Raw genomic sequence first — 25,464 nt, 5'->3', positions numbered from 1 at the left:
CGCCACTTCACGGGCTAGTCCCAGCGCATAAGGACTCCGGACATCTCCTTCCACTTCACAGCCACATCACAGGTTTGGCCTGGCGTGTGCATGACCTGCTTCGTTCCGAAACCCCCCGGGCCCGGGTGGCCAGGGGCGCGGTTTTTGGCATATTGACTGCGCCGATGCCAGTCCCTTTGCCTAGTGTTGGCGCTCGCGTGCACGAAATCTTCACGAACTGACGTGCGCGCAACTCATGGCGGCCGGGGGGCGCGTCACGTAGGGGGCCTGTTGTCGTGCGTCGTGGCGGCATGCATGGGGACGCTTCCGCGTGACCAGCGTCTTGTGGTGGTCGATTGCGGCTTGTACCTGCTCTTGACCGGCTCCCGGTCGTCGTTCCGTGAACGACGAATCAAGGATGCTCTGTGCGTTTGAGTCCATGGTCCCGAACGACAGGACCGCGAAGACCGCCGGTCATGACTTCGGTCATAACCACCGTTACCGCCCTGGCTGTTGCTGCCGGGTTGGCAATCCAGCCGGGGACGCTCGACCTTGGCCGGGATGATGTCCGCCTGGTCGCCGATTCCTACGACGGCTACGACACCAGTGCGGCTGAGCAACTCCGTGAGGATCAGTGCGTGGCGGGGCTTGCCCTGCGTAAGGGCGGCAGCAGCACGTTCGCCCTGGCGCTGGGAGCACTCGGCTCGCCGCCCGACCAGCTTCACCAGAAGCTGCGGCGGGACATCATGGACGACAAGACCCCATTAGTCCAGGCGTGGAACGCTGACAGAGGCAGCAGCGATCAGTGGCTCAAGAAGGTCAGTGACGAAGAGAACGCGTGGCCCAACTCCGTTCACAACCTGGCCTATTTTCCCGGCGTTTCGTCGGGTGTAGGCAGCATTTTCGACCGAACCGGGCTGCGCCCCTGGCTGTATCAGGCGTATTCGAACTCGGTGGAGGTGTGGTCCCCGTGGGAGGACTCCTCACCCACCGCGGATGACAGGACGAAGGCCGCCGCGCTGACGATCGGCGACCAGCAGTACGTCTCGGGCGGCACGCCGCAGGAACAGCAGGCGTGGGCGCTGTGGAAAAAGAACTCCGGGAAGGTCGAACCCAACAATTACTTCATTCCCCGGCTGTTCGCCGACGACGCCCGTATCTTCCTGTCCTCCGGGGGCTTCCCCCGTACCGCGCCGGCGCCGGGGACTGCCGAGTTCCGCATCGCGGTCGAGGACTTGAAGGCCCGGTTCGCCTCCTGCAACTGGCATGACCCGATCGACCCGAATCGGGTGCTGGGCAAGGAAGTGGCTCAGGCGCATGCCGAGTGGCAACAGGAAATCACCGACCAGGCAACACAGCGCACCCAGATCCTCAATGCCAGCACGGACGCCACCAAGGCTCTCCAGGAGGGCTCGTTCAGCCTGGCCAGGATCCTCGGTCAGTCTTGGATCGCTGACAATGTCACGCGATGGCAGGATTACTGGGCTCCCGGAGGCGCCGGGTGGATCGGTGACGCTCCTGCGGTTATCCAAGTGCACGCGGCCAACGGTAAGTGCCTGGACGTCGAGGGCGGCAGCAGAGCCAACGGCACTTCGGTCCAGTTGTGGACGTGTAACGGTGGGGCCGCTCAGGACTGGCAGATACAGGCTGACGGCTCGCACTTTCAGCTCCGCAACTCCAGCGGTCCCGGCATCAATCTCCTCTCCAAGTGCCTCGACGTGGCAGGCGGAAAGTCAGACGATCGCACGGCGATTCAGGTCTATGACTGCAACGGCTCGCCCGCCCAGCAGTGGGACTTCAACCTGCGTGCCACCACGGCGCTCACCAACGTGGGCTCCGGTAAGTGTCTGGATCTGAACACCTTCGACAATGGCAAGGACTCGTGGCTGTGGCGGTGCAATGGCACCGCGTCCCAGCAGTTCGACGTCAAGCCCACCGGTCACAACAACAGTGACCAGCCGAACCAAGCCCAGTTCGACAAGGCCAAGGGCCTCCTCACTGGAGCACAGACCACGGCTAAGCAGGAGCTGGCCGCCCTCAAGGGCCAGCTCGCCGCCGTGCAGACGGCAGCCGCCGCCTCGGATTCCGCCGAGCAGGCCGCCTACACGGTCGCGGACGCGGCCGGCGCGCCCCGGGGCCGCGGGCTGCTGGTAGGCCAGCAGAAGGACCAGGTCACCAAGGGAACCGTCGCAGCCCTCCAGGCAATGGTGGCGGCAGCAGAAACCGCTGAGGCCGCAACCCGCGCCTCCGCTGCGGACAGCCAGGCCATCACCCAGCGCGCTCTCGCCCAGGCCGCTCAAGTACAGACGGAATTCCGCAAGAAGGCCGCGGAGACGGCCGAGTTGCAGGCCAAGGCCGCAGCGGATGCCGCGAAGATCCACCGCGACAACGCCAAGACGGACAAGGAGACGGCGCAGGCCAAGCTCGCCGACACTCTGAAGGCCGAGGCCAACGCAAAGTCGGCCGCCGCCGACGCACATGCCAAGCGCCTGGCAGCGGAGGCCGAATCGGCAACGGCGAAGGCGGAGAAGGAAAATGCCCTCGCCAAGCAGGCCGAGGCCGCCCAACACAGGCAGAACGCCCAGACCGAAGCAGGCAACGCCAAGACCGCCAAGGACAAGGCTGAAGCCTCCGAAGCAACCGCAGTCGACAAGAAAAACGCCGCGGTCACAGCACGCGACAACGCCAAAGCCAAACGGGACGACGCATGGGACGCCCAGCAGAAGGCCGATGCCTCCCGCGCCAAGGCCGATGCGAAGGAGGCGTACGCCCAGGCCCACGAGTCGGATGATCAGGCCAAGACATCCAGGGCCGCAGCCGATGAAGCCGCCAAGCACGCGGATGACGCGGAAGCTGCCGCAGGCCGAGCTCACGCTGAGGCCGACGCCGCCTCCACTGCCGCCGCGGAAGCGGACGCCGCGGCCACCCGGGCTGAGGCGGCCGCCAAGCGGGCCCGCTCCGACGCCGACGGAGCCCAGGCCGCGAAGGTAAAGGCGGACGCCGCAGTCTCCACAGCAACCAGTGCCGAAGCCGACGCGATCGCAGCATCCCAGCACGCCGCCTCTGAAGCCAACATCGCGGTCAAGCTCGCCGATGAAGCAGAAGAGAAGGCGAAGACCGCCAAGACCGAGGCCGACGCGGCGAGCAAGGAAGTCCCCAAAGCCTTCGAGGCAGCGGCTAAGTCGGCCGGTTACGCACACATCACCGCACAAGCGGCCGAGGACGCCGGCAACGCCGCAGTCCAGGTAGCGAAGCCGGCCAACGACGCGATCGAACTTGGCTCGCCGTACATCACGACCGATTCGGCCGCCGGCCTGGTCGTCCTGGCCGGGCAGGGCTCGAAGACCATCGCCGAACAGCAGAAAGCCGTCGCCGACGCCCACGCCAAGAACGCACAGGAAGAAGCGGCCACCGCCCAAGCACTCGCGGAACAGGCCCAGGCGGACACCAAGGAGGCATACCAGCACGCGGCCAACGCGGCCCGCTACGCATCCGACGCCCGCGGCTACGCCACCGAAAGCACTCGGCTACGCGTCCGACGCCGCTGATGCCGCATCCAAGGCAGCCGATTCACTGTCCCGAGCCATCGAGTACGACCGCCAGGCCACCGAGGACGCCGCCGCCGCCAACACCGCAGCCGGCATAGCAGAGAGCTATGCCAAGGACGCCCGCGCCGCAGCCGACCAGGCAGCCCTCGATGCCACCGCCGCACACGCGGCAGCAGAGCAGGCCACACAGGACGCAAAGGACGCCCGCGCCGCAGCAGACCGCGCCAACACCGCGGCAACCGAAGCCGAACAAGCCGCCAAAGACGCCGACAAACTCGCTCAGGACGCGCAGACAGCCGCGGACAAAGCAGAGAAGGAGAAGAGCAATCAGCAAGTGTCGACCGGGGCAGGCACCGGGGTCGGCGGCACCTGGTGGGTTGTCGATGAAGACAGCATCGAGATCACCGACTCCAAACAGCACGACCCCTGCGTCATAGACATCGGCTTCGAAGGCTGCACCACCACGTTCACAGCCACGTTCAGTGCAGTGGTCGACTTCTTCATGTGTACCGATCCGGACGTTCCGAACACTGCCAGCGGCTGTCCGTCCGAGTACACCCTGCTCGTCAAGAGCCAGCGCGTCTCCGGCCTGCAGAAGGATGTCACCCACTACTTCTCCAAGTTGGAACTCATCCAGCAGACCCTCGCCTACAAGGTCATCAAGGCGGTCCTGGTCCAGGACTTCGTCGACTGCTGGCACGGCAGCGTCAGCGGCTGTGCATGGGCACTGAGCAACTTCATCCCTGGCAAGGCGTTCGAGAAGGTCATCGAAGGTATCCGGGCTCTGGATGCTGCGATGACGACCGGAGTCGGAGTCCGGGACGCTTTCACCGCCCTGAAGTCCCTCGATAACATCGACCCTGCAGCCCTGGCCAAGCTCGAGAAACTTGCTGACGCCTCGGAGGACTTCGCCACTGCCTGCCTGAAGAAGCCCTCGCTCGCGACCAAGGCTTCCCTTACGGTGCTAGCCGCCAGCGGCTGCTGGGCAGACCTGACCGGACCCGGCGAGTGGAAGGCCGAAAACGAGAGCATGAAGCCAGCCGACCTGGCCTACCAGATGCGGGTAACTGGGGCTCCTGCGGGCATGGTCTACAGACTTACCGCAGACACGCCAGCGGGATGGGTGAAATTCGACGGGTTCCGGAACGGAAAGCTGCTTGACGCGAAAAACGGATACCTCGGGTTCATCGACGCCAAAACTGGAAAATTCGCGAAGTGGTTCCAGAGGGCAGCAGAAGAAGCACGGAGGCAGAACAAGGCATTCCAGCGGCACGGAATTCCCATCGTCTGGCACTGTTCCGAGGCAGACGCAGTTGTCGCCTTTAAGGCAATGCTGAAGGACGAGGGGATTACGAGCATCACCGTCGTGCATACGCCGTAAGGCGAGAGTCTTATACCGGGATGGTGTGCGCAACCGCCCACACGATGGTCGCGCACACCATCCTCGGCTGGAACACAGGAAAAGGAGAACGGCTTTATGGGATACGGACTTTCCCTGCATCGGTTTGTAAACGGCGAGGCAGCAACACTTGACGAGCGAGTGGTCCACGAAGTGCTGGATCCTCATGTGGTGAATACGGGCCAGAGTGACACGGAGCTATTGATCCGGGCCGCTGACGACGGAGAGGCGGAAGTAAACGTGAGCGCAGACGGCATCAGCGTCCACCGCTTTCCCCCCGGCGAGGTCCTGGACATCGTGGCTGAACTGGCGAGCCGCCTCGGAGCGGCCATCGCCCTGCCGGACGGCATGTTGCTGGGTGCTGAAGAGCAGCGTGCGAACCTTCCCGACGGCCTAAGGGAGTTGGCCATCGTTATCAACATGAGCGGTGCAGGCATCCAGAGGGCTCTCGACGGGGCATGACGTTTCGCCTTGGCCACCGACACGTCACAAGGCTGCGTCTGACTATTCAAAACCTCTGGGCCAGCTGCTCCCACGGACGGCCGCCATAGCCTAAGACTCGATCTCGGGATGACTGAGTCTTTTCCAAGTTGGCGCCGGTGACCGCGAGTTGGACGTGCCTGCACAACGATGAAGCTCCTGGTGGACGGGTTGTCGACCAAGATCAACCGTCTGCGCCAGGAGCTTCGAGTGCTTGTCTACCCTTCGTCGATCGACCTGTCCAGCCGGACCCTGCGTTTCCTGACTGGGCAACTCGCCTCGCGGAGGCGGAAAATCGGTACGCGGTGGAAACGACTGACTGCGGGCCGGCAGGCCCTGCTCGCCCTGGCACACCTGCGGTGCGGTGACACCTACGCCCAGGAGGCGATGGTCACGGCCCGCACGAAAGCGTTCGTCCTCCTGGACGGAACCCTGCTGCCCATCGACCGGATCGCCGCCGACACCCCGTACTACTCGGGGAAACACAAACGCCACGGCATGAACGTCCAGGTCCTGACCGACCCCTTTGGCCAACCGCTGTGGGCCTCGCCCGCCCCGCCCGGAGCGACTCACGACCTGGCGGCCCCCGCACCCACCACATCATCGACGCACTCGCAGAGGCGGGCCTCAGATGCTGGGCGGACAAGGCATACCAGGGTGCCGGCCGCCACGTCCGCGTCCCGTTCCGGGGACGCAGTCAAGCAGTGGAAGCGGCGCCACAACTCCACGCACGCGAAGATCCGCTGCCTCGTCGAGCAGGCCATGGCCGTCCTAAGAGATCATCTCATTTGGTGAGTCGGCGGTAGCAGATGAGGGTGCAGGCGATGCTGGCGAAGGCGAGGAAGTGGTCGGCTTTGCGTTCGTAGCGGCGGTGGAGGCGGCGGCAGCCGGCGAGCCAGGCCATCGTGCGCTCCACGGTCCAGCGGTGACGGCCCAGTCGTTGCGAGGATTCAACTCCCTTGCGGGCGATGCGATGGGTGATGCCTTGCTTGCGTAACCATCCCCGCAGGTGGGCGTAGTCGTAGCCTTTGTCGGCGTGGAGCTTGCCGGGCTTGCGCCGCCGCGGGCCGCGGCGCGAGCGGATCGGCGGAATGCCCTTCACCAGGGGGATCAAAGCCTGGCTGTCGTGCAGGTTGGCCCCGGAGATACCGACGGAGATGGGCAGACCGGACTGTTCCGTGACCAGGTGGATCTTCGACCCGTACTTGCCCCGGTCGACAGGATTCGGACCCGTCAGATCCCCCTTTTCAGGGCCCGCATGTTCACCGAGTCGATCGCGCAACGAGACCAGTCCAGCTCACCTCGGGCACCGAGCTCGTCGAGGACCAAGCGGTGGAGCTTGGCCCACACACGGGCCTTCGACCACTCGGAGAACCGCCGGTGCGCCGTCGCACCGGACGGTCCAAACGACGCGGAAGGAAGCTGCTGCCAGGTACAACCCGACGTGGCCACGAACACGATCGCGGCCAGCACCTCCCGGTCGCCGTGCCGACGCCGACCACCACCCTGCGGCCGCGACGGCGCCTCAGGCACCACCCGCTGGAACAACTCCCACAACTCGTCCGGCACCAACCGCTCAACAATCCCCACCATGACGCACAGAATACCGAGCCAACCAAATGAGATGACTTCTAAAGGGCTGGCGCCTGCTACGGAAGCTGCGCTGCAGTACCAACCCGATCACCGACATCGTGAAGGCCACCGTCGTCCTTCACCACGCCTCAACGGCAGGATGAAAAAGGCTCAGTGCCAGTAGGCATCGAGATGCCCGTTGACACGAGGCCATCATGAGCGGACCGCCGTCGTTAGGAAATTGTTCAGTGCAGCAAGGTAGTCGACCTTGACCGCATCCTGCGAGGGAAGCAACGCGAGCCCCCGATCCGCCAGTTCCGACGCGGCTTCGGCCACGGACTCCGCGAGATCGCTGCGGCTGGCCCTGGCAATCGCTCCGTTCTTCCACGCCACGGAGATTTCCTTCTTCCCCTGCTGGAACACCAACTCGAAGGACGTGTCGACTCCCGTGAAGGTCAGCGTTTTTCCTGCACCGACAAGGAAAGCCCCGAGGTCATCAAGCAGCTGCGTCACGGATAGGTAGATCATCATGCCCTGATCCGGGACATGTCCGATACTGGAGGCTTCCCCAAGATCGCCCTTACAGACCAGGTCGCCCAGGTCAAACCCGCTGGGGGCGCCTTGCCCCGGCCGCACGGAGAACCTGAAATCGATCAAGGGGTAAAGCTCCTTCCAACAGGGAAGAATGTGATGATCCTGTTTCCGTCAGAAGAATCTACGGCGAGTCTGAAACGGGCTCTCATTCCATTCACAATCATCCGCTTTTCGAATGTCTGGATTGTTCGACTGGGGTCGGAAACTCGCGTGCCTCCGTCCATGATTTTTTGTGCGGCTTCTTCGACCTGCGCACGTGTCGTCGATGGCGGTAGGAGATCACCGTGGCCTGAGGCGCTGTTACCCGCAATATGACGTTCATCGATATGCTGCCATCCCTGTCTGGGGTTTCCGTCCTCCAATCGAGGGGGTGTGCGGCAGAGCGCCAAACCATACGGATCGATCCACGCATGCGGGTTGGGACCGTACCAGTACGGGTTCGGCCCGCCTTTCAAGCCGAGGGGATCAGGACTTGCGTAGCGGGAAATCTCGGGATCGTAGTAGCGAAAGTGGTTGTAGCTCAGTCCCGTCTCCGAGTCAGCGTACTGCCCCGGAAATCGCAAAGGGCAGTCCGTCTCGGCATCATTCGCAGGAGCAGGAAGCCTTGTTCCCCACACACTCGTGCGGCGCTGCCAGGACAGCTTGCCTTCGGGTGAGACCAGTTCAGCCGGGGTCCCGACGGCATCGGTGATGACCCCGTGGAAATGGGGCGTGTAGTCCGCCGACGGGTCTTCGACCAGCAGGGAGAGGAAGGACACCCCCTCCTCGCGGACCACTGGCTTGTGGTCTGTCTGGGTGAGGGGGCGGTGGGTGCCCGGTTCGTAGTCCCAGGTGGTGCACCCGCCGTCGGGCGCGCTCTGTTCGGCGAGCCGAGCCACGTCCCAGGTGAACTCCGCGCGCTCGGCGGTCGATCCGTCGTCGGCGACTCGGTGTTTCGAGATGCGGCGGCCGAGGGGGTCGTAGGCGTACCGCCAGCGCGCACCGTCGGGAGTGACGGCCTCTGTCAGCCGGTCCTCCACGTTCCAGACGTATGTCCAGGTGTGCCGCTGTCCGTTGAGGAGCTTGCGGATCCTGCGGGTCAGGCGGCCCTGGGCGTCGTGCTCGTACGTCGTGCGGCCGGCTCGGCATATGAGAGCACCGTCGAACTCGCGGTCTCCGACGGACTCGTGGGCGGGCGCGGTCGCCTGCGACAGGTTGCCCATCGCGTCGTAGGCATACGTCTCGGACCAGCCATGGGCCCGGACGCCCGTGACGCGCCCCATCACGTCCAGATCGAACTTCCGTGTGCCGGAGGTGAGTTCGCGGATCTCGCTCAGGTAGCCGTCCGCACGGTAGGTGTACGCACGGTGCTGGAGGAGGCGGTCAGCTTCGGCCCCTCCCGACTTCAGGGTCTGGGCCGTGAGCCGGTCGGTTGTGTCCCAGGTCTGACGGAGCGCCACGTCGCTGCCGATACGGCGTTCGGTCTCGCGGCCCGATGCGTCGTATGTGAAACTCAATTGGCCGTGCTCTGTGGCCAGTTGCGTGTGTCGCCCGGCTGCGTCGTAGGTCCACTCGGACACTAGGCCCGAGGGGGTGACCCGGCGGATCCGCCGTCCCAGCGGGTCATATGCGAAGGCCGTCGTGCGGCCGTTGACAGTTTCGGCAAGTTCACGACCGAGCGCATCGCGCCGGGTGACTACGTCGGCGTCCGCGTTGACCGCGCGGACGAGCTCGCCCGTCGCGTCGTACTCATACGTGGTCGCCTCGCCTGTGTCCGACCGCTGCTCGGTGACGCGCCCCATCGCGTCCCGGGTGAACGCCAGCGTCTCGCCCGCACCGTTCGTGCGCGCGACCAGACCGCCCGCGGCGTCGTGGGCATAGGTCAGCGTCCGGCCGTTGAAGTCTGTTTCCGCGGCCAGCCTGCCCGCGTCGTCGTAGGCGTACGCCCAGCTGAGACCTTGCGGGTTGGTGACTTCGGTCAGGCGGAGTTCGGTGTCGTAGGCGAAGGCGTAAGTGTTGCCGTCGGGGTCGGTGCGGGTGGCCGGTACGTCGAAGGGACCCGCTGTGTAGCTGGTCAGGTTGCCTGCCGCGTCGGTGTGGGTGAGGGGGTTGCCTTCGCCGTCCCACGTCCACGACTCCCGGCTGCCGTCGGCGTGCTCGTGCCACTCCGGCTTGCCCTCGACCGTCCAGCGCATGCGAACGACGTGGCCCATCGGGTCGGTCGCCTGCACGACACGGCCCCAGACGTCACGGCGCACAGCCGTGGTGTGGCCCAGCTCGTCGGTCACGGCCAGCGGGAGTCCGGCGGCGTTCGGTACGACCGTCCGGGTGTGGCCGAGGGCATCCGTCACGGCGACCAGATGCCCGGACTCGTCGTAGGTGCACCGCGTTTCGGCGCCGAGCGGGTCCGTCGTCGTGAGCAGGTTTCCTGCGGCGTCGTAGGTGTGACGCCAGGTCGCGCCGCCTGGGTCGATGACCTCGACCGGCTGTCCCAGGGCGTTGTACGCGGCCCGCGCGACGGACCGGTCGGGCAGGGTGAGTTCGATGAGGGCGCCGGCTTCGTCATAGGTGTACCGCGTGGTCCGTCCCAGTGGGTCCGTGATCGTCAGCGGCTTGTCGCCGCGATCGTCCCAATCGGTGCGGGTGGTGTGACCGAGCGGGCCGGTTTCCTCGACGACCATTCCCTCGGCGTTGCAGCGGTGGGTCGAGCGGCGGCCCAAGGAGTCTGTGTAGGTCGCGGTGCGGGCCGTCTCGTCGTACGTCAGCGAACCCGAGAGAATGCCGTCGATGCCCTCGGTACGGGTGACGCGGCCGCGCTCGTCATAGACGTAGGTGAACCAGGTGCCGTTGCGGTCGGTCCACTTGGTCATGCGGCCGACGTCGTCGTAGGCGAAGGTGAGTGGTCGGCCACTGGAGTTGATGACTTCGCTGAGGTTGCCCGCTTCATCGTAGCCGTAGCGCATCACGACGGTGCCGCCCTCGCGGGTCGCGTTCGAGGTGTAGGCGTTCGGCGCCTGGTCGAGCAGGCGCAGGGCGGTGATGCGGGGGCCGTCGGTGTCGACGGCGACGTAGTAGCCGCCCGAGTGGCGCAGGCCCATGGGGATGCCGTCGGTGGTGCGCTCCACGTCGATGCGCATGCCGTTGCGGTCGGACCAGGCGTCTACCGGGAGATGGAAGGTGCCGAACGATCCCGACGGGAAGGGAGTGGTGAAGGTGCGGGTGATGCCGGTGTCCGGATCGGTGACTGTCATGACGCCGTCCGGTTTGCCGTCCCATTCGAGAGGCCAGCGGGGGCCGGTCACCGGCAGGGTGGGCACGCCCGGTTTGGGGACGGGGTAGACCAGGCGCATGCCGTCGGCGGCGGCGAACACCACGCCCTCCCCGTCGATCTGGACGCATTCGTCCAGCGTGGATATCCAGGTGGGTCCGAAACAGATGCCGCCGCGGTAGGAGGACAGGTGAGTGCGCTGGAAGATGAGCGGCAGGGAGGCGGGCAGGGTGAGGTCGGTGGCCGTCATCAGCATCGCACCGGTGGCCACATCGATCGGCTCGCCCACACAGGGGATGCGATCGCTGTTCCGGGCGGCCGGCCCAAGATCCACCAGGTCGGGGCGCAGCGAAGGCACGCGCATCAGCTGATCCGCCATGGAGGGGCTCGCCCCGGCCCGCAGCACGCCGCTGCCCGCGCCGAGCGCGCCACCGTAGAGCATGCCGTCCTCGGCGGCCCGGTTGACCTCGTCCAGGTTGAAGCCGTGCTGGAAACCCGCCGCCATGTTCAAGGGCTGGGCCACCGCGGCGTCGATGGTCACGTTCTCGACGCCGGCGAACGCGGCCGTGACCACGGTCTCCGCGACGATCTCGGCGACCGTGGCGGAGACGGCGACACCAAGCGTGGCGCCGAGCTCGATGACGGCATCCGCGGCCGCCGCTGCCGCCCCGGAGGCGAGACCGGCAGTGAGGAACGCGGCGGTGACGCCGGCGGCGATCACGACCGCGTCGATGGCGATGTGTTCCCAGAGCTTGTGGATCGCGTCGTCGATGGCGTCGGCGAACTTGTCCAGAAACTTGGCCATTGCCCGGGCCGAGACAGCCAGATCGCCCAACCAGCCGGCGTCCTTGTCCTTGGCGTACTGGGACCAGAACGTGTCGAACGCCTCGATCGATTCGCCCTTGTTGTGGTGGATGAGCGAGCGAGCCGTCGAGTTCGTCGGACCGCGTACGTCATCGACCGAGTCGGCGAACGTCCGCCAAGCCGATGCCGCAGTGCGCAGTGTCCCGGAGTTGGCGTCGGGCCACCACAGGCCCATCTTCAGAAGGATGTGCTTGGCTGTGTCCTCGACGCTCAACGTTCACCCGCACTGTCGCCGCTGTCCTGGTGGGGAACTTTCACCTTGGTGAACATGCCCTCGATCAGTTTGTCGTTGTCGACATGGCCGTCGGACAGGTCGACCAACGCCTCATGGATGCTCGTGAGACCCAGGACAAGGATGCCCGCCGCGCTCTCGATCTTCTTCTGCACCGGCGCGTAGACGTCCTCGAACTCCTTGCCCTGCTTGTCCTCACCCCAGGGCTTACCCAGACCGTCCAACGTCGCGATCAGCGTGGTCAACGCCTTGCTCAAATTCTTGGCCTGCTCCTGGAACACCGGCGCGGCGCTCTTGATATCCGCGGTCCTGATCTGCAGCACCATCTCGGGGACCTTGCCGCCCCCGCCGCCCTCGCCCATGCAAACACTCCCCCGTCGCATACGTATGCGGCAGCAACCCTAGAGACCCGGCCCCAAGGGAGAGTCAAGCCGATGCCATGCATCGGCAACGACCGAGCAGGGCGTGGGCAAGTACCTGCGCCGCTGGGGTCTCTCGTTCCAGCGCCCGGACAAGCGGGCCATCGAGAAGAGTCCCGAGGCGGTGCGGGTGTGGGAGGAAGAGACGTGGCTGGCGATCCGCGCCAAGGCGAAGACCGAGGGGAGCGAGGCGCTCTTCGCCGACCAGGTCGGAATCCGCTCCGACCAGGTCACCGGCCGAACCTGGGGCGAGAAGGGACGCACCCCGATCGTGCGCCGCACAGGCAACCGGTTCTCCGTCAACGCTACGTCGGCGATCAGCACCAAGGGCCGCATGCACTTCATGGTCTTCACCGAGACCTTCGACGCCGACATGATGTGCCGCTTCCCGGACCGCCTCGCCGGACACTTCACGCACAAGGTCCACCTTGTCCTGGACGGCCACTCCGCCCACCGCTCCCGCAAGGTCCGCGCCCGGCTCGCCGATCACCCCGACCGGATCGAGCTGCATCGACCATTTCACTAAGACCGTGTCCTATGTGGTGAGGCGGACGTTGGTCTGTTCATGGGGCGGGGTGTGTGGAGTTGGATTGTTCCGGACGGGCTGTGGGAGATCGCGGAGCCGCTGATCCCACCTTCGAGGGTGCGGCCGCAGGGTGGCGGAACGCAGGACACGCCTGATGAGACGCTGTTCGCGGCCATCATCTACGTCCTGGTCAGCGGCTGCGCCTGGCGCCACCTGCCGCCCTGCTTCGGCATTTCGAAGTCGACCGCCCACCGGCGGTTCATGATCTGGTCCAGAGCAGGCGTCTGGGGCCGCCTGCACGAAGCGGTCCTGCACCGCCTCGACGACGCCGGACTCATCGATGTCACCCGTGTCGTCCTCGACACCGCCCACGACAGGGCTAAAAAAGGGGACGAACACACAGGTCCGAGCCCCGTGGACCGAGGCAAGCCGGGCTCCAAGATGCACGTCCTGTCGGATGCGAACGGACTGCCGCTTCTCGTCGGCGTCTCGGCCGGCAACCCCCACGACAGCGAAGGGCTGAAGCCCATGATCGAGGGTCACCAAACGAGACACGACCCCCACCGCGGCCGGTACTTCAAGCCCCAGCGCCTCCACGCCGACAAAGCTTACGACCGTGCCGACCTGCGGAAATGGCTGCGCGGCAAGCGGATCGGAGTGCGCATCGCCCGCAAAGGCATTGAATCGAGCGAGCGATTAGGGCGCCGGAGGTGGGTGATCGAACGCACGGTGTCGTGGCTGTCCGGCTACCGCAGGCTCAGCCCTCGCTACGAGCGCCATCCCCGCAACTACCTGGCCTTCCTCGGACTCGCCGCAGCCCTGCTGCTACAAGCGATACGTCCGCCTCACCACATAGGACACGGTCTAAAGGGTGTTTAGCGCACGCTTCTTTGAACTTGTTCTCGATCTTGGTTGAGGGACATGCAACACGGTCCGCTCACAGGTGGACGCTCTGCCAGCCGGGCCGGCCAAGACCGGGGCCGAGACATGCCAGCCGGGCCCAGATGCACTTGAAGGGCCCGCACCCACTGAACACACCACCCCGGCTTGCCCGACGTCTCGAACACCAACACCGACGACCTGAGGTCCTTCCTTCACGATTGGCACCTTACGGCCCCAACTCGTACTGAGAGCAACCCCTTCCGCGTTCGCCTCGCTGAGCCTGACGGCTCCAGCCAGGCAAAAGATTCGGTAAACCCGAACCGGAATCAGCCTCCTTGCAATCCTTCTGGCCTGCACAGCAGACCACCTGACGCCTCATCAGAACGAGCGTCAAATGAGCGTCACGAGCGTCATTTCAGCGTCAAGATATCGCCCGTAACGCCCACACCGCACATAATGCACATCGACAAAACCGCAGGTCAGGCACCCTTCGCGACCGGCTCCAAAATCGCCACGCACTCCACATGATGGGTCATCGGGAACAGGTCGAACGCCCGCAGCGTCCGCGCCTTGTAGCCCGCCTCTGCGAAGTACGCCAGGTCGCGGGCCAGGGCGGCCGGGTCGCAGGCGACGTAGGCGATGCGGCGGGCGCCCAGGGCTGCGAGTTGCTTGACCGTCTGCTTGCCGGCGCCCGCGCGGGGCGGGTCCAGGACGATCAGGTCCGCTTCGGTGATCTTCGTGCGGGGCAGGACCTGCTCGACCTTGCCCTGTTCGATGCGGACCCGCGGCATGTCGGCCAGGTTGTGGCGGGCGTCCTCCACCGCGCGCTTGGAGGACTCGATGCCGAGCACCGCGCCCGTCTCGCCGACCCGCTCCGCGATCGCGCCGGCGAACAGGCCGACGCCGCAGTACAGGTCGAGCGCCATCTCGCCCTTGCGCGGCATCAGGCCCTGCATGACGGCCTTCACCAGGGTGTCGGGGGCCTGCGGGTGGACCTGCCAGAAGCCGCCCATGCCGACACGGTAGGTGCGGCCGTCGGCCCGCTCGCGGACGAAGGCGCGGCCGTGCACGCGGTGGACTCCGCCGTCCTTCTCCTCGACCCGCAGGACCGAGACGGGCTTGTCCAGCTCGACCAGGGGGAGTCGGCCGCCGGGGTTCGGGGTCAGGACGACCTGGCGGTCGTGCGAGCCCGATGACGCGATCGCCTCGACCGACGCCAGCTGCGGCCACTCCCGCTTCTCGATGCCCAGTTCCGTCACGCCCGGCGCCGCGATCATGCAGTGGTCGATGGGTTCCACGTCGTGCGAGCGGTGCTTGCGCAGGCCTGCGCGGCCCTCGTCGTCCACGGCGTACTGGACGCGCGTACGCCATGCGGGGACCTGTCCGGCGGGCAGCTTGTCACCCTCGGCCGGCATGACCGTGCCGTCCCAGCCGGCCTCCTCCGGGGTGAGGCCGGCGAGCCGCTGGAGCTGTTCGGCGATGACCTCGCCCTTGAGGCGGCGCTGGGCGCCCGGCTTGGCGTGCTGCCAGTCGCAGCCGCCGCACTTGCCGGGGCCCGCGTAGGGGCAGGGGGCCTCGACGCGGTCCTTGGACGCCTCGACGATCCGTACGGCGTCGGCGCGCAGGAAGCGGGAGTCCTCCTCGCCCTCCGTCACGCGGGCCACGATCTTCTCGCCGGGCAGGGTGTGGCGCACGAACAGGACGCGGCCCTCGGCAGTGCGGGCGATGCAGTGGCCGCCGTGCGCGACGGGGCCGACCTCGACCTCGTACTCCTCCCCGACCAGCGACGCCTGCGACGGCTCGGATGCGTTCTGCTGCATGGGTGGGTGACTCCAGAGGTGAGGGGTGAGAGGTGAGGGGTCAGGGGTGAGGGGAGAAGCGAAGACGGCGGGCGGCCGGGTGAACAGCCCACCAGTCTACGTGGGTGTCGCCCGGCCGCCCGCCACAGGCACGGCTCGGCGCGCGGCTCGGCGCGGCTCACCGCGTACGGCTCAACCCGCGCGACTCGGCACAGCTCGGTGCGCCGCTCGGCCCGCAGCGCGGCGCGCCGCTCGGCCCGCAGCGCGGCGCGGGGCGGCTCGGCGCACCGCACGGCGTGCCACGGCACACCGCACGCCACGCCACGCCGCGCCGCAGCGCACCGCCCCGGTACCGGGGCCGGCGCTCAGCCCTTGTTGCTGTGCTCCTTGGGCCGGGTCACCGGGCCGCGCCGCACCGCGCCGGGGGCGTTCCAGTCCGCGCGCCTGCGGGCCCGCTTCTTGGCGGCCTCGGAGGACTCCAGCTGGTAGGGGACGGAGGTCACCATGACGCCGGGCGTGAACAGGAGGCGGCCCTTGAGCCGCAGCGCGCTCTGGTTGTGCAGCAGGTGCTCGTACCAGTGGCCGACGACGTACTCGGGGATGAACACGCTGATCGCGTCGCGCGGGCTCTCGCGGCGCAGGCCCCGTACGTACTCGATGATCGGCCGGGTGATCTCGCGGTAGGGCGAGTCGAGGATCTTCAGCGGCACATTGATGCCGCGCCGCTCCCACTCCTCCTTGAGGGCCTTCGTCTCGGCCGGGTCGACCGAGATCGACAGCGCCTCCAGCTGGTCCGAGCGCATCAGCTTGGCGTAGGCCAGGGCGCGCAGGGTGGGCCGGTGGACCTTGGAGACCAGGACGATCGAGTGCACCCGGGAGGGCCGCAGGCTGTCGTCGGAGGGCTCGTCGGGGGCGGCGATCTCGGCGGCGACGCGGTCGTAGTGCTTGCGGATCGCGGTCATCGTTCCGTAGAAGATCACCATGCCGAGCAGCGCGACCCAGGCGCCGTGGGTGAACTTCGTCGCGAGGACGACCACGAGGACCAGGCCGGTGAAGAACGCGCCGAACGCGTTGATCGCGCGGGAGCGGACCATGCGGCGGCGCTTGGCCGGGTCGGTCTCGGCGGCCAGGTGGCGGTTCCAGTGACGGACCATGCCGGTCTGGCTGAGCGTGAACGACACGAACACGCCGACGATGTAGAGCTGGATCAGGCGGGTCGAGTCCGCGCCGTAGATCACGACGAGCAGGACCGCGGCGCCTGCCAGCAGCACGATGCCGTTGGAGAACGCGAGGCGGTCGCCGCGGGTGTGCAGCTGGCGGGGCAGGTAGCGGTCCTGGGCGAGGATCGAGCCGAGCAGCGGGAAGCCGTTGTACGCCGTGTTCGCGGCGAGGAACAGGACCAGCGCGGTGGCCGCGGCGAGCACGACGAACAGGAAGCTGCCGTGGCCGAAAACGGCCTCGGCGACCTGCGAGATGACCGGGTTCTGGACATATCCGGAGCCGAGCGGGGTGCCGTTGTGCAGCAGGTCCGTGGTCGGCTTCTCGGCCATCCGTACGTGGGTGCTCATGGCCAGCGCGATGATGCCGCAGAACATGGTGACGGCCAGGCCGCCCATCAGGGCCAGCGTGGTGGCGGCGTTCTTCGACTTCGGCTTGCGGAAGGCGGGGACGCCGTTGCTGATGGCCTCGACGCCGGTGAGCGCGGCACAGCCGGAGGAGAAGGCGCGCAGGAGCAGGAAGACCAGCGCGAAGCCCGCGAGGCCCTGGTGTTCCGCCTTGATCGTGTAGTCCGCCGTCGGTGCCTTCATCGTCTGGTCGAGGACGAGACCCCGGAAGGCGCCCCAGGCGATCATGATGAAGACGCCGGCGACGAAGACGTACGTCGGGATGGCGAAGAGCTTGCCCGATTCCTTCATGCCGCGCAGGTTCAGGAGCGTCAGCAGGACGATGACGGCGACCGCGCACATCACCTTGTGCTCGACGATGAACGGGATCGCGGAGCCCAGGTTCTCGATGCCGGAGGCGATCGAGACGGCCACGGTCAGTACGTAGTCGACGAGCAGGGCGGAGGCGACGGTGAGCCCGGCCTTCGGCCCGAGGTTGGTGTTGGCGACCTCGTAGTCGCCGCCACCGCTCGGATAGGCGTGCACGTTCTGCCGGTAGGAGGCGACCACGGTGAACATCAGCACCACGACCGCGACCGCGATCCAGGGGCTGAAGTGGTACGCCGACACACCCGCCACGGACAGCACCAGGAGTACTTCTCCAGGCGCGTACGCAACGGACGAGAGCGGGTCGGAGGCAAAGACGGGAAGTGCGATGCGCTTGGGGAGGAGCGTTTCTCCCAGCTTGTCGCTGCGCAGCGCCCGGCCGATCAGGATCCGTTTGGGCACGTCGGTCAGTTTGGACACGCAGAGGATCGTAAGCGCTCTGTCTGAATAAGGCGCACCCGCCTCCCCCGGGCCGTGTCCGCGATACGGGCACTGAGTGAGTGCATCCCCGGGCATGCCGCATAAGCTCATCAGGCGGCAACGTGGATTTCTGTTGCCACGCTGTTGCCCGGCTAGCCGAGAAGGAAGTAGTGAGCAGGGTGTTTGCGCAGGTCATCGGGGCGACCAGGAGTGCGGGGTAAGGGGACGTGCACATCGTCATCATGGGCTGCGGGCGAGTGGGAGCCGCTCTCGCGCAGGCCTTGGAACAGCAGGGGCACACCGTCGCCGTGGTCGATCAGGACCCCACGGCCTTCCGCCGGCTGGGTTCGGGCTTCGGCGGGCGTCGGGTGACCGGCGTCGGCTTCGACCAGGACACGCTGCGCGAGGCGGGCATCGAGGAGGCCGGCGCGTTCGCGGCGGTCTCCAGCGGCGACAACTCCAACATCATCGCGGCCCGGGTGGCGCGTGAGATGTTCGGCATCGAGAACGTGGCGGCCCGGATCTACGACCCGCGGCGCGCCGAGGTCTACCAGCGCCTGGGCATCCCGACCGTCGCCACGGTCAGCTGGACCGCCGACCAGATGCTGCGGCGGCTGCTGCCGTCCGGCGCGGAGCCGCTGTGGCGCGACCCGAGCGGTGGTGTGCAGCTGGCCGAGGTGCACACCTCGGCGGCGTGGATCGGGCACAAGGTCAGCAAGTTGCAGGAGGAGACCGGCGTACGGGTCGCGTTCCTCACCCGGCTGGGCGAAGCGGTGCTTCCGACGTCCCAGACGGTGCTCCAGGAGGGCGATCTGGTGCACGTGATGATGCGTACCGACGAGGTCGAAAAGGTCGAGGCGGCGTTCGCCCAGGGCCCCGAGGAGGGCGGTCACTGATGCGTGTGGCGATTGCCGGGGCCGGCGCGGTGGGCCGTTCCATCGCGGGCGAGCTCCTGGAGAACGGGCACGAGGTGCTCCTCGTCGACAAGGCGCCCACGGCCATCTCGGTGGAGCGGGTGCCGCTGGCCGAATGGCTGCTCGCGGACGCCTGTGAGATCACCTCGCTCGACGAGGCGGCCTTGCAGCGCTGCAACGTGGTGATCGCGGCCACCGGCGACGACAAGGTCAACCTGGTCGTCTCGCTGCTCGCGAAGACCGAGTACGGGGTGCCGCGGGTGGTGGCCCGGGTCAACAACCCGAAGAACGAGTGGCTGTTCAACGAGTCGTGGGGCGTGGACGTGGCCGTCTCGACGCCGCGTCTGATGTCGGCCCTGGTCGAGGAGGCGGTGAGCGTCGGCGATCTCGTACGCCTGCTGCGCTTCAGCCACGGCGACGCCAACCTGGTCGAGCTGACGCTGCCGCCGGAGTCGGCGATCGCGGGCACGCAGGTCGGGGACGTGGCCTGGCCCGAGGACACCTCGCTCGTCACGATCATCCGGGGCACGCGGGTGCTCACGCCGAGCCAGGAGGAGACCCTGGAGGCGGGCGACGAGCTGTTGTTCGTGGCCGCGCAGGCGCGTGAGGAGCAGCTGGAGGACCTGCTGTCGGTGCGCCGCGAGAGCTGATCCTCCGCCGGTACGAGCGAACCCGCCGGAGCTGATCCTCCGCCGGTACGAGCGAACCCGCCGGAGCTGATCCTCCGCCGGTACGAGCGAAGGGGCCGCGACCGTGATGGTCGCGGCCCCTTCGCCGTGTCGTGTACGGGGCGCGAGGTCCGGCCCGGGCGCCATGCGGTGCGCGAGCGCAGGGCCGGCCCCGGGCGCACGAGCTTCGGGCACACGGGCTTCGGGCACACGAGCTGCGAGCGCCCCGGCCCCCGGATGCGGCGTTACGCCCCCGCCTCGCCGTGCGACGCCGCGGCCTTGCGGGCCTTCTCGGCCGCTTCCTCCGCCTCCATCTCGGCGAAGACGTCGATCGGCGCCGGGGCCTTCGCGAGGAAGACCCAGGTGAGCCAGACGGCCAGCAGGAACGGCGGGATCTTCAGGGCGATCAGGACCCAGCCGAGCTGGGAGGTGTTGGCCCACCAGTACAGCGGGAAGAGGATCGCGCACTTGGCGAGCAGGATCAGCCCCCAGGCCCAACTCGCCTTCGCGTACGCCTTCTTGCGGCCCGGGTTGCGGGTGCGCCAGGACAGGTTCTCCTTGAAGACCGGGCCGAGGATGAGCCCGATCAGCGGCACGCCGCACAGGGTCGTGACGATGTACGCCAGCGCCAGGCCCAGGGTGTAGAGCATGCCCGGCAGGTAGAAGTCCTTGGCGTTGCCCGTCACCATGGCGAAGACCACACCGAAGGCCACGCCGAAGACGCCGCTGAAGGCGTGCTTCATGGTGTCCTTGCGGACCAGGCGGACCGCGACCAGCGCCAGCGACACCGCGAGGGCGGCGATCGCCGAGGTGTGCAGGTCCTTGTTGACCGTGAAGATCGTGACGAAGAGCAGTCCCGGAAGGACCGTCTCCACCATGCCGCGCACCCCGCCGAACGCCTCGAAGAGGGCGGCTTCGGTCACGGCCTTCGCGTCGGCGGGCGGGGCTGGGGCGGTGGTCGGCTTGTCGACTGACGTCACCGGCTACTCCTGTCCGAGCGGTCGGAGTTCGTATTTGGGGTTGAACAGGACCCGCCGGCCGTGGCTCATGGAGATCCGGCCCGAAGCGATGAGCTTGCGGCCCGGCTCGATGCCCACGATCGAGCGCCGTCCCAGCCACACCACGTCCAGCGGGGCGGTGCCGTCGAAGAGCTCTGCCTCAAGCGCCGGCACACCCGCCCGTGGACGCAGGGTGACCGTCCGCAAGGTACCAGTGACTTTCACTATCTGGCGGTCGCTGCACTCGGAGATGCGCGTGCACCCCGTGGCCTGCGTGTCCTCCTGCAGTTCCGCGGAGTGCAGATCCTCCTGCGAGGTGGACAGCCGGTCGAGCATCCGGCGCAAGCGCCCCGCGGGCTTCTGCGTACGAAGGTCAGCACTCATACACAAAGGGTACCGGGGTACTCCCCCGCCCGATCAAAGAGTGTGCCGGGCACGGACATCGCCGTGCACGGGCACCCCGGGCCGGTCCACGACGGGCGCATCCCCGGATCAGCGTTCGAAGCGGTAGCCCATGCCCGGCTCGGTGATGAAGTGGCGCGGGTGCGAGGGGTCGGGCTCCAGTTTGCGGCGCAGCTGGGCCATGTAGACCCGCAGGTAGTTGGTCTCGGTGCCGTACGAGGGCCCCCACACCTCCTGGAGCAGCTGTTTCTGGCTGACCAGGCGGCCGGTGTTGCGTACGAGGACTTCGAGCAGATGCCACTCGGTCGGTGTCAGGCGTACGTCGCGGCCGTCGCGGTGGGCCTTCTTGGCGGCCAGGTCGACGGTGAAGCCCCCGGTCTCCACCCGCACCGTGCCCTCCGCGCCGTCCGCGCCCGCGACGGGCTCGGCGCGGCGTACGGCGGCGCGCAGCCGGGCCAGCAGTTCGTCCATGCCGAAGGGCTTGGTGACGTAGTCGTCGGCGCCCGCGTCCAGCGCCTCGACCTTCTCGTCGGAGGTGTGGCGGGCGGAGAGCACCAGGATGGGGACGCGGGTCCAGCCGCGCAGGCCGCGGATCACATCGACGCCGTCCATGTCGGGCAGGCCGAGGTCGAGGACGACCACGTCGGGGTGGCGGGCGGCGGCCAGACGCAGCGCGGTCGCGCCGTCGGGCGCCGCGTCCACGTCGTATGTGCGTGCCTTGAGGTTGATCACGAGCGCGCGCACGATCTGCGGCTCGTCCTCGACCACGAGCACCCTGGTCATCTGGGATCCCTGCCTGTCTGCGGTTGCGGCTGAGCGGTCGGTTTCATGCGGCGGCGTGGGCGCCGAGGGCGGCCGGGTCGCGGCCGGGGCCGGGCGCGGCGCGGACGGTGAGCACCATGGTGAGGCCGCCGCCGGGTGTGTCCTCGGCGGTGAGCGTGCCGCCCATGGCTTCGGCGAAGCCCCGGGCGACGGCGAGGCCGAGGCCGACCCCGGCGCCGCGCGGGGCGTCGCCGTGGCGCTGGAACGGCGCGAAGATGCGGTCCTTGGCGGCGTCGGGGACGCCGGGGCCGCGGTCGGTGACGCGTATCTCGACGCGTTGGGCAAGGACGCTGGCGGCGACGGTGACGGGGCGGCCTGGCGGGCTGTACTTGACGGCGTTCTCGACGACGTTGGCGACGGCCCGCTCAAGGAGGCCCGGGTCGACCTCGACCATGGGCAGCGTCTCGGGGATGTCCAGGACGACGCTGTCCTCGGGGACGCCGCCGAGCGCCATCGGCACGACCTCGTCGAGGTCGATCTCGCGGATGAGCGGGGTGACGGTGCCGGTCTGGAGGCGGGACATGTCGAGGAGGTTGCCGACGAGGTGGTCGAGGCGGTCGGCGCCGTCCTCGATGCCTTCGAGGAGTTCGGCGCGGTCCTCCTCGGACCAGGCGACGTCGTCGGAGCGCAGCGAACTCACCGCGGCCTTGATGGAGGCGAGCGGGGTACGCAGGTCGTGGCTGACGGCGGCGAGCAGCGCGGTGCGGATGCGGTTGCCCTCGGCGAGCTTGCGGGCCTCCTCGGCCTCGCCGACCAGACGCCTGCGGTCCAGGACGACGGCCGCCTGGGCGGCGAAGGCGCCCAGCACGCGGCGGTCCTCGGCGGGCAGCACCCGTCCGGACAGGGCGAGCGCCATGTGGTCGCCGACCGGCATGTCGACGTCGGCGTCCTCGGGACGGGCGGCGGGGCGGGGGCCGACGCTGCCCGCGCGCGTCCAGGGTTCGACGTCTCCCGCGCGTTCCAGGAGGGCGACCGACTCCATGGCGAAGGTCTCGCGGACCGTCTCCAGGAGGGCGTCGAGGCTGGTCTCGCCGCGCAGGACGCTGCCCGCGAGGAACGAGAGGATCTCCGATTCGGCGCGCAGCCGGGCGGCCTGGTGGGTGCGGCGGGCCGCGACGTCGACGACGGAGGCGACCGAGACCGCCACCAGGACGAAGATGACGATGGCGACGATGTTCTTCGGGTCGGCGATCGTGACCCGGTGGACGGGCGGCGTGAAGAAGTAGTTCAGGAGGAACGAGCCGAACGCGGCGGAGGCCAGCGCCGGCAGCAGGCCGCCGAGCAGCGCCGCGGCCACCGTCAGCGTCAGGAAGAGCAGCATGTCGTTGGCGAGCCCGAGGTCCGCCTCGACGTTGGTGAGCAGCACGGTCAGCAGGGCGGGGCCGATCACGCCGGCCCCCCAGCCCCACCCGATGCGGACGCGGCCGAGCCGGGCCCCGCGCGCCACCGGCAGGCCGCGGCCCTTGGCGACCTCCTCGTGGGTGACGATGTGGACGTCGAGGTCGGTCCCGGAGTCGCGCGCCACGGTCTGTCCGACGCCGGGCCCCAGGATGTACTGCCAGGTCTTGCGGCGGCTCGATCCGAGGACGATCTGGGTGGCGTTGACGCCGCGGGCGAAGGCGAGCAGCGAGGCCGGGACGTCGTCGCCTATGACGTGGTGGAAGCTGCCGCCCAGGTCCTCGACGAGAGTGCGCTGTACGGCGAGTTCCTTGGGGGACGCCGAGGTCAGGCCGTCGCTCCGTGCCACGTACACGGCAAGGACCTCGCTGCCGGAGCCCTTGGCTGCCATCCGGGCGGCCCGGCGGATCAGGGTGCGGCCCTCGGGTCCGCCGGTCAGGCCCACCACGATGCGCTCGCGGGCCTGCCAGGTCGACTGGATGCCGTGCTCGCCGCGGTACTCCTGGAGGTATTCGTCGACCCGGTCGGCGACCCACAGCAGCGCGAGTTCGCGCAGCGCGGTGAGGTTGCCGGGCCGGAAGTAGTTGGAGAGGGCGGCGTCGACCTTGTCGGACTGGTAGACGTTGCCGTGCGCCATGCGGCGGCGCAGCGCCTGGGGCGACATGTCGATGAGTTCGATCTGGTCGGCCCGGCGCACCATCTCGTCGGGCACCGTCTCGCGCTGCCGCACCCCGGTGATCGACTCGACGACGTCGCCGAGGGATTCCAGGTGCTGGATGTTGACGGTGGACACGACGTCGATGCCGGCCGCGAGCAGGTCCTCGACGTCCTGCCAGCGCTTGGTGTTGCGGGCGCCGGGGACATTGGTGTGCGCCAGTTCGTCGACCAGGGCGACGGCGGGACGGCGCTCCAGGACGGCGTCGACGTCCATCTCGGTGAAGGCGGCCCCGCGGTGGTCGATCGTGCGCTGCTGGATCTGTTCCAGGCCGTGCAGCATCACCTCGGTGCGCGGCCTGCCGTGGTGCTCGACGACGGCGACGACGCAGTCGGTGCCGCGTTCGACCCGGCGGTGTGCCTCGGAGAGCATGGCGTACGTCTTGCCGACGCCCGGCGCCGCGCCGAGGTAGATCCGTAGCTTGCCGCGTGCCATGGCCCCATTGTCTTTCAGGATTCGGCTGGGTACGCGGGCGGTTGCGTACGCTGCGTCGACCTTACGGCCAACAATCCCGGCATATGGGGTGGGGGTGGGGCGGGGGTCGCATATTGACGCGATTCTGACGCCCGGCGCCGGTCGCCCCTGAGGGGGGCGGCCGGGGGCGGCTCAGCCGTGGTCGGTGATCTGCCCGTCGTTGAGTTCCAGGACGCGGTCGGCGAGGCCGAGCAGCTGGCTGTCGTGGGTCGCGACCAGCGCGGTGACGCCCTCGCTCCGTACGACGGCGCGCAGCAGCTCCATCACGGCGAGACCGGTGTCCGCGTCCAGCTGGCCGGTGGGCTCGTCCGCGATGAGCAGGGCGGGCCGGTTGGCCAGGGCCCGGGCGATGGCGACGCGCTGCTGCTGGCCGCCGGAGAGCTCACCGGGACGCTGCGCCGCGTGATCGCCGAGGCCGACGAGGGAGAGCAGCAGCGCGGCGCGTGCCTCGCGTTCGCGGGGGTCGGTCTTCTTGAGCCGCATGGGCACGCCCACGTTCTCGGCGGCGCTGAGGATGGGGATGAGGCCGAAGGACTGGAAGATGAAGCCGACACGGTCGCGGCGCAGCTCCAGCAGGTCCTGCTCCCCCAGGCTCCCGACGTCGGTGCCGTCGACGGTGATGGTGCCCTCGTCGGGTCTGTCGAGCCCGCCGAGCAGGTTGAGCAGGGTGGTCTTGCCGGAGCCCGAGCGCCCCTTCAGGGCGACGAGTTCGCCGCGCGGCACGTCGAAGGAGACGCCGCGCAGCGCGTGCACGGCCCGGGCGCCGCTGCCGTACGAGCGGTGCAGGTTGTCGACCCTGACCATGGGGCCGGCCGGCCGCTCGGCCGCGACGGCCGTGCCGCCCTGTCCAGTGGCGTCCTGGGTCATGCCTGTCTCCCCCGTACGTTCGCGTGCGCGGCCGGGCGCCAGTATGGGCAGATCGCGCCCGGACGGGCAATGCGCCGCGGGCCCTCTGCCCGGGCGGCCGCGCGCGAGGGGGCCTTTCGGGCAAGGCCGGGCCGTTCGGGGCGCCCGTCCGGCCGCGGCGCCCCGCAAGGTCCGTACGGGAACGGCCCGTTGGGCCGGTGTCCGGGTCCGCGCGCCCGGGAACGCCGACGGGCCGCGCTCCCTGATACTGCGGG

16 protein-coding genes and 4 pseudogenes are annotated in these 25,464 nt (G+C 68.2%); 9 read left to right on the top strand and 11 right to left on the bottom strand.

The annotated features are described in order from the left end of the window. The first annotated feature begins 455 nt into the window (after positions 1-455). From ACGFW5_RS09160 to ACGFW5_RS09145, 4 genes and pseudogenes are all read left to right on the top strand, one after another. A pseudogene (locus ACGFW5_RS09160) lies at positions 456-4,908 on the top strand (RICIN domain-containing protein). Positions 4,909-5,004: 96 nt separating this feature from the next. Continuing rightward, complete coding sequence (locus ACGFW5_RS09155; protein ID WP_393833535.1) at positions 5,005-5,388, top strand: hypothetical protein; 384 nt, start codon at positions 5,005-5,007, stop codon at positions 5,386-5,388. 228 nt (positions 5,389-5,616) lie between these two features. Next, a pseudogene (locus tag ACGFW5_RS09150) lies at positions 5,617-5,787 on the top strand (IS5/IS1182 family transposase); the annotation flags it as partial. A gap of 6 nt (positions 5,788-5,793) precedes the next feature. Continuing rightward, positions 5,794-6,201, top strand: coding sequence for a transposase family protein (locus ACGFW5_RS09145; protein WP_393833701.1), 408 nt, complete (start codon positions 5,794-5,796; stop codon positions 6,199-6,201). Here the strand turns inward: ACGFW5_RS09145 and ACGFW5_RS09140 are convergent. After that, a protein-coding gene (locus ACGFW5_RS09140; RefSeq protein WP_393833534.1) for an IS5 family transposase occupies positions 6,191-6,999 on the bottom strand; the annotation gives its coding sequence in 2 pieces (ribosomal slippage) (positions 6,191-6,651 and positions 6,651-6,999; 810 coding nt in all). The two genes, ACGFW5_RS09145 and ACGFW5_RS09140, sit on opposite strands and share 11 nt — an antisense overlap. A 38-nt stretch (positions 7,000-7,037) precedes the next feature. Between ACGFW5_RS09140 and ACGFW5_RS09135 the strand changes: the two are divergent. Beyond that, positions 7,038-7,142 (top strand): annotated as a pseudogene (locus ACGFW5_RS09135) (IS5/IS1182 family transposase); the annotation flags it as partial. Between the two features lie 49 nt (positions 7,143-7,191). On the opposite strand, the gene ACGFW5_RS09130 reads toward ACGFW5_RS09135, so the two are convergent. Genes ACGFW5_RS09130 through ACGFW5_RS09120 form a run of 3 tightly spaced genes read right to left on the bottom strand, consistent with a single transcriptional unit; the run spans position 7,192 to position 12,277 of the window. Next, positions 7,192-7,635: a hypothetical protein gene (locus ACGFW5_RS09130; protein ID WP_393833533.1), complete on the bottom strand. Its 444-nt coding sequence runs from the start codon at positions 7,633-7,635 to the stop codon at positions 7,192-7,194. Then, the gene (locus ACGFW5_RS09125) at positions 7,632-11,858 is read right to left on the bottom strand and encodes an RHS repeat-associated core domain-containing protein (RefSeq protein WP_393833700.1); all 4,227 of its coding nucleotides are present in this window, start codon (positions 11,856-11,858) and stop codon (positions 7,632-7,634) included. The genes ACGFW5_RS09130 and ACGFW5_RS09125 overlap by 4 nt, the downstream gene beginning before the upstream one ends. Positions 11,859-11,893: 35 nt before the next feature. Continuing rightward, entirely contained in the window at positions 11,894-12,277 is a 384-nt protein-coding gene (locus ACGFW5_RS09120) for a hypothetical protein (RefSeq protein ID WP_393833532.1), read from the bottom strand. A 91-nt stretch (positions 12,278-12,368) separates the two neighbouring features. Here ACGFW5_RS09120 and ACGFW5_RS09115 point away from each other — a divergent pair. Both ACGFW5_RS09115 and ACGFW5_RS09110 read left to right on the top strand, forming a co-directional pair. Then, positions 12,369-12,845, top strand: a pseudogene (locus ACGFW5_RS09115) (IS630 family transposase); the annotation flags it as partial. Between the two features lie 54 nt (positions 12,846-12,899). Beyond that, positions 12,900-13,716, top strand: a protein-coding gene (locus ACGFW5_RS09110; RefSeq protein WP_393833531.1) for an IS5 family transposase whose coding sequence is annotated in 2 segments (ribosomal slippage) — positions 12,900-13,681 and positions 13,680-13,716 — 819 coding nt in all. Because the reading frame shifts where the segments join, the coding sequence is not laid out codon by codon here. Between the two features lie 505 nt (positions 13,717-14,221). On the opposite strand, the gene ACGFW5_RS09105 is transcribed toward ACGFW5_RS09110, so the two are convergent. Beyond that, entirely contained in the window at positions 14,222-15,562 is a 1,341-nt protein-coding gene (locus ACGFW5_RS09105) for a class I SAM-dependent RNA methyltransferase (protein ID WP_393833530.1), read from the bottom strand. Positions 15,563-15,906: 344 nt separating this feature from the next. Then, entirely contained in the window at positions 15,907-17,952 is a 2,046-nt protein-coding gene (locus tag ACGFW5_RS09100; RefSeq protein ID WP_393833529.1) for an APC family permease, read from the bottom strand. A 227-nt stretch (positions 17,953-18,179) separates the two neighbouring features. Between ACGFW5_RS09100 and ACGFW5_RS09095 the strand changes: the two genes are divergently transcribed. Both ACGFW5_RS09095 and ACGFW5_RS09090 read left to right on the top strand, forming a co-directional pair. Further along, positions 18,180-18,848 carry a TrkA family potassium uptake protein gene (locus ACGFW5_RS09095; protein ID WP_350233129.1) on the top strand — a complete coding sequence of 223 codons (669 nt, stop codon included), beginning with the start codon at positions 18,180-18,182 and terminating at the stop codon, positions 18,846-18,848. After that, complete coding sequence (locus ACGFW5_RS09090; protein ID WP_393833528.1) at positions 18,848-19,516, top strand: potassium channel family protein; 669 nt, start codon at positions 18,848-18,850, stop codon at positions 19,514-19,516. Before ACGFW5_RS09095 ends, ACGFW5_RS09090 begins: the two co-directional genes overlap by 1 nt. Before the next feature lie 263 nt (positions 19,517-19,779). Here ACGFW5_RS09090 and ACGFW5_RS09085 read toward each other — a convergent pair whose 3' ends face one another. The 5 genes from ACGFW5_RS09085 to ACGFW5_RS09065 all read right to left on the bottom strand — a co-directional run bounded on the left by ACGFW5_RS09085 (position 19,780) and on the right by ACGFW5_RS09065 (position 25,210). Beyond that, positions 19,780-20,514, bottom strand: a complete 735-nt coding sequence (locus ACGFW5_RS09085) for a DUF3159 domain-containing protein (protein ID WP_393833527.1) — start codon at positions 20,512-20,514, stop codon at positions 19,780-19,782. Between the two features lie 3 nt (positions 20,515-20,517). Then, positions 20,518-20,916, bottom strand: a complete 399-nt coding sequence (locus tag ACGFW5_RS09080; protein ID WP_393833526.1) for an OB-fold nucleic acid binding domain-containing protein — start codon at positions 20,914-20,916, stop codon at positions 20,518-20,520. Positions 20,917-21,024: 108 nt separating this feature from the next. Then, positions 21,025-21,717, bottom strand: coding sequence for a response regulator (locus ACGFW5_RS09075; RefSeq protein WP_393833525.1), 693 nt, complete (start codon positions 21,715-21,717; stop codon positions 21,025-21,027). Between the two features lie 43 nt (positions 21,718-21,760). Then, complete coding sequence (locus ACGFW5_RS09070; RefSeq protein ID WP_393833524.1) at positions 21,761-24,304, bottom strand: ATP-binding protein; 2,544 nt, start codon at positions 24,302-24,304, stop codon at positions 21,761-21,763. A gap of 171 nt (positions 24,305-24,475) precedes the next feature. Next, positions 24,476-25,210, bottom strand: coding sequence for an ABC transporter ATP-binding protein (locus ACGFW5_RS09065; RefSeq protein WP_393833523.1), 735 nt, complete (start codon positions 25,208-25,210; stop codon positions 24,476-24,478). Positions 25,211-25,464: the final 254 nt, after the last annotated feature.

Source organism: Streptomyces sp. NPDC048416 (assembly GCF_043200435.1).
Lineage (GTDB): Bacteria > Actinomycetota > Actinomycetes > Streptomycetales > Streptomycetaceae > Streptomyces.
Note: the sequence above shows the minus strand (reverse complement) of the source record. Positions and strands in the feature narration are given on the sequence as shown.